Here is a 4687-nt window from a genome sequence, read left to right on the forward strand (position 1 = left end):
GCGCGCGTACGTAGGCGAGGCAAGGGCTTTGTCTCACCGGAGATCATGATCAGTCAGCGTCCCGCCGAAGCGGCCGATCGCGCGGTGCCGGGTCACTGGGAGGGAGACCTCATCCTTGGTCTTGGCAGCTCGGCTATCGGCACGCTGGTCGAGCGCACGACGCGCTTCACGATGCTACTGCATCTTCCCCGGCTCGCAGGGCATGGCGAAGCTCCGCGCATGAAGAACGGGCCTGCGCTCGCGGGACATGGAGCTGAGGCCGTGCGTGACGCGATTACGCGCACCATCATCACCTTGCCCGAAGAGCTACGCCGTTCGCTGACCTGGGATCAGGGAGCCGAAATGGCCCAGCACGATCGTCTCACGATCGATGCGGGTGTCCAGGTCTACTTCTGCGATCCGCAAAGCCCATGACAGCGCGGCACCAACGAGAACACCAATGGGCTGCTGCGTCAGTACTTCCCGAAAGGCACCGACCTGAGCATCCACAGCGCCGACGAGATCGCCGCCGTGGCAGCGGCCCTCAATGCCCGGCCGAGAAAGACCCTGGGTTGGAAAACACCGGCAGAGGCGCTTGACGAGTTGCTGCCATGAGTGAACACAATCGGTGTTGCGACGACCGCTTGAATCCGCCCAATACGTCTCTATCAGATACACCGAGCGCCTGGTGGAGGCCGGCGTCGAACCTTCGGTGGGCAGTGTCGGCGACTCTTACGACAATGCTCTCGCCGAAACGATCAACGGTCTTTACAAGGCCGAGGTGATCCATCGGCGCGGACCCTGGCGCTCATTCGAGGCCGTCGAGTTCGCCACGCTCGAATGGGTCGACTGGTTCAACAATCGCCGGCTGCTGGAGCCCATCGGCAACATCCCGCCGGCCGAAGCCGAAAAACGCTACTACGCCATGTTGGGTGAACCAGCCATAGCCGCGTGACTCAAACGAAACGGCCTCCGGAAAACCCGGGGCGGTTCACACCTTCAATGATGGACTCGTTGAGTGCTGGATAGAGTCTCTTCGCCTCGCTCGGCGAAATCATATGGGCCTCAAGTCCGCAACTCTTGGCAATTGATGCAGTGCGCGCAGTTTCATAAAGCCGGTCTTTGGTTCTGGCGACCCCGAGCGTGCCGTTCCGCTTGAAGCCCGTAGCCTGCCCCGTCTCCGCCTCGAGCGAGGAGTAAAGCTCGGCAGTGTATTTCGCCATCTCAGTCATCGTATGCGTGCTGCGCGTCTGGGTGATCAGACCGGCGGCGTGCCACGTTGTGCCGGACGTGAGAGTGTGGCGCTCCAATACCGCAACATCTTTTTTGCCGTTTTTTGCAAGGTGAAAGGCGAGACTGGACCCGGCAATTCCTCCACCGATGATGAGGACCTCATGATGGCGAATGGAAAATTCACGAGGGCGAATGGGCGAGGCGGTGATCATATGCGTCCTTATTGCATTGAGGCATGTCGCGCCAAAGCATGTCATCGTTCAGGCAGATTGCGCTCCGTGGGCTGCTGCCGCACCAGTGGCTCGCAATTCTTTACGACAGCTTAGGGGACAATCCCGCCTAGATCGTGCTACTTGGGACGGCTGGCGATGTTATTCTGCATAATTAACCCCATCGTCGCCGAAGCTGTGCACTCCATTCCTGGACGTGGCTAGTTGCCAATCGCGCAACGATCAACAGGCGACAGGCGGGTATTTCACCGTTCTCGGTTGCCTCTTGTGGCGTGTCCCTGGACCGCCCATAGCCCAATGGCGTGCTCACCTTGAATGCCACATTGGTTGCGTTTAGGGAGAGCGGGCTTCAGCTCGGTCTTTGTGGGTTGCCATCGTTCCCATACCGATCGAGGCGTGGGCCAGCGCGCATCGCTTGGCCGGCCGTCATCATTTTGGCAGCGGCCTCCTTCAGGGTTGTCATTGCCGGCAATCGGCTTTCTGAATTCCGGGATCTTATTCTGTTACTTGTTGGACTCCACGGTGGCGTGTGTTCACAGGCATGAGGCCGCACGCTCCGCGACCTGGTGATGTGTGGCGAACCAAACGTCGCCCTTTGCTTTAGCGCATCGAATGAGTTCTTCCACGATCCAAATCCTTGAGCGGTATCCCACCACGTGTGGATGCAGAGTTAGCTGGAATAAATCAGCGTCTTGGTACGCCCCTTCAAACTCCCGGACGAATACAGACAGCACGTCGTCGAGCGATAAATCTGGCCGCACCAACCCATCCGAACTCATCCACAGATACGTCGCATCGTCACGAATTCCATTCTACAGGTATCTCAATGACTCCTGTTGGTTCCTCGTTTTCCAGCAGCTCATAGCAACTATCATCGGCCATTAGGGATGTGTCGTAGGTCAATCCCATCTCACGTATGATCTGGAGAGTGGCGTCTGAATAGTCCCATGATGGTGTTCGGATGCCGGTAGGGCGTTTTGAGGTGATTTTTTCAAGAACGTCGGCGCTCCTCATCATCAAAGAACGCTCGCTCTCAACGCTGAGTTCGGAGTTCAGCTCATGTATCCAGCCGTGCATCCCGGTTTCATGGCCGTCGTTGACGATGGCGCGTTGCTCGTCTGGATAAAGTTGAGCGATTACCGCGGGAACGAAGAAGGTTGCGGGAACGTCGAATCGTCTGAGGAGCTCCAAAATCCGGGGCATCCCCCGTCGGCTCCCGTACTGCCCCCAGGATAATCTCCCCAAGGACCGCCCTCCCCTGCGCAATTCGTTCGACTCGTGATCTACGTCGAACGATATTGCGAAGGCGCAATGATTGCCGTGGGGCCACTTTGGAGTCAGTGCCTTGCCCGCTCTGACTTTGTGTAACCGCTGTTCTCAGGCCACGGCCTTGAGCGGCATAGGGCTGTAGGCCCAAGGCAGCAGATCATCGATCTGGCTTTGTGGATGGCCCTCGACGATCCGGGCGATCACGTCAGCGAGGTAGGTGTGAGGCTCGACGCCGTTGAGCTTGCATGTCTCGATCAGCGAAGCGATGGTTGCCCAGTGCTCGGCGCCGCCGTCGGAGCCGGCGAAGAGTGCGTTCTTGCGGTTCAAGGCGATGGGTCGGATGGCGCGCTCGACGACGTTGGAGTCGATCTCGATCGTACCGTTGTCGAGGAATCGTGTCAGACCTTGCCAGCGCGAGAGCGCGTAGCGGATAGCTTCCGCCAGCTTGGTCTTCTGGCTGATAAGGGTGAGTTGCTGCCTAAGCCACGGCTCAAGGGCATTGATGACAAAACGGCTTCTCTCCTGCCGAATGGCGCGGCGTTCGTCGGGGGAGCGACCGCGGATCTCGCTCTCAACATGGTAGAGTTGGGCGATGCGGGCGAGCGCCTCCGTCGCGATCGGCGCGGGGCCGGACTGCGCGAGCTCATAGAAGCGGCGACGCACATGCGACCAGCAAAAGGCTAGGCTCACGGCGTTGCGTTCGGCCAGCGCTTTATAGCCCGCGTATCCGTCGACCTGCAGGGTTCCGACAAAGCCCTGAAGATGCCGGATCGGTTGCTCGGCCTTGCGGTCCGGTGCGTAGAGATAGGCGACGCCTGGCGGATCGATCCCGCCCCACGGGCGGTCGTCACGGGCGTAGGCGAACAACTGTCCCGTCTTGGTCCGCCCCCGGCCCGGATCGAGTACGGGCGCGGTGGTCTCGTCGGCGAAGAGCTTGTCCGACGCCTTCAACCGCTCGAACAGCCGCTCATGCACCGGCTTCAGGAGGAAGGCAGCCTTGCCGACCCAGTCGGCGAGCGTCGAACGGTCGAGGTTAACGCCCTGGCGGGCGTAGATCTGGGCCTGACGATACAGGGGCAGATGGTCGGCATACTTCGACACCAGCACATGAGCCACCGTGGCTTCTGTGGGAATGCCGCCCTCGACGAGGCGGGCTGGAACCGGCGCCTGGATCACTACCTCTTCGCAGGCGCGACAGGCATACTTCGGTCTACGGGTGACGATCACCCGGAACTGAGCGGGGATCATGTCGAGACGTTCGGAGAGGTCCTCGCCCATTACATGCAACTGGCCTCGGCAACACGGGCAGATCTTGTCGGCTATATCGATTACCTGCTCAACGCGCGGCAGATGGGCGGGTAACGAGCCGCGGTTGGCGCGGCGCTTGCGAGCCCGGGCATCCCGCTTTGCAGGGTCTGCGGCTTCCGCGCTGGCGAAGCCCTCCGCCTCTACCTGCTCGGCTTCCTCCAGCCCCAGAAGAAGCTGGTCCTCAGGCAGGCTCTCCGCCCTTCGCCCGAAGCGATAGCGCTGCAACTCCTTGATGATTTGGCGGAGCCTCTCATTCTCCACACGCGCGGCCAAAAGCATCGCCTGAAGCGCGTGAGGATCGTCGGGAAGGGCAGAGGCCGCGTCGGTCACGAAGCGGATTCAAGCATGGATTCCAGTGATTTGGCAATGATGTGATGGTCAGCTCGCCGCAATAGGAACACGCGTCTCGCGCGTCTCGTGCACCCGCCGCCAGTCGAGGCCTTCCAGGAGTGCCTGCAACTGTGCCGCCGTCAGTCGCACGACGCCGTCGGTAACGCCCGGCCAGCAGAACTTGCCATCCTCCAGCCGCTTGGCGAACAAGCATACGCCCGTGCCGTCGAAGTAGACGAGCTTGATGCGGTCGGCGCAGTTCGTTTCATAATGCATCCCCTTGTCAGAGTCCGGGCAGTCGGACGACTTTATCGTATTGATATTGCTCGTAGAACTTC

General features: G+C 60.3%; 4 protein-coding genes and 2 pseudogenes. 2 read left to right on the plus strand and 4 right to left on the minus strand.

Annotated features, from left to right (window positions below; all coding sequences use genetic code 11):
* Both NKH29_RS32340 and NKH29_RS32345 read left to right on the plus strand, forming a co-directional pair.
* A pseudogene (locus NKH29_RS32340) lies at nt 1-594 on the plus strand (IS30 family transposase); the annotation flags it as partial.
* Between the two features lie 37 nt (nt 595-631).
* Nucleotides 632-934 (plus strand): annotated as a pseudogene (locus tag NKH29_RS32345) (integrase core domain-containing protein); the annotation flags it as partial.
* A gap of 1 nt (nt 935) precedes the next feature.
* Here NKH29_RS32345 and NKH29_RS32350 read toward each other — a convergent pair.
* The 4 genes from NKH29_RS32350 to tnpB all read right to left on the minus strand — a co-directional run.
* The gene (locus tag NKH29_RS32350) at nt 936-1424 is read right to left on the minus strand and encodes an NAD(P)/FAD-dependent oxidoreductase (protein ID WP_353001410.1); all 489 of its coding nucleotides are present in this window, start codon (nt 1422-1424) and stop codon (nt 936-938) included.
* Between the two features lie 816 nt (nt 1425-2240).
* Nucleotides 2241-2645 carry a polysaccharide deacetylase family protein gene (locus NKH29_RS32355; protein WP_353001411.1) on the minus strand — a complete coding sequence of 135 codons (405 nt, stop codon included), beginning with the start codon at nt 2643-2645 and terminating at the stop codon, nt 2241-2243.
* A 174-nt stretch (nt 2646-2819) separates the two neighbouring features.
* A complete protein-coding gene (gene tnpC, locus NKH29_RS32360; RefSeq protein ID WP_353001412.1) occupies nt 2820-4349 on the minus strand; it encodes an IS66 family transposase in 1530 nt (509 codons plus the stop codon).
* Nucleotides 4350-4397: 48 nt separating this feature from the next.
* A partial coding sequence (gene tnpB, locus NKH29_RS32365; RefSeq protein WP_353001413.1) for an IS66 family insertion sequence element accessory protein TnpB occupies nt 4398-4687 on the minus strand: 290 nt, incomplete at its 5' end.

Source organism: Mesorhizobium sp. M1295 (assembly GCF_040318135.1).
In the GTDB taxonomy this organism is placed as follows: Bacteria; Pseudomonadota; Alphaproteobacteria; order Rhizobiales; family Rhizobiaceae; genus Mesorhizobium.

What these genes read in the sequence shown, in the direction of transcription:
- NKH29_RS32350 (WP_353001410.1), bottom strand. Translation starts at nt 1,424, where the DNA reads ATGATCACCGCCTCGCCCATTCGCCCTCGTGAATTTTCCATTCGCCAT.
- NKH29_RS32355 (WP_353001411.1), bottom strand. Translation starts at nt 2,645, where the DNA reads ATGCCCCGGATTTTGGAGCTCCTCAGACGATTCGACGTTCCCGCAACC.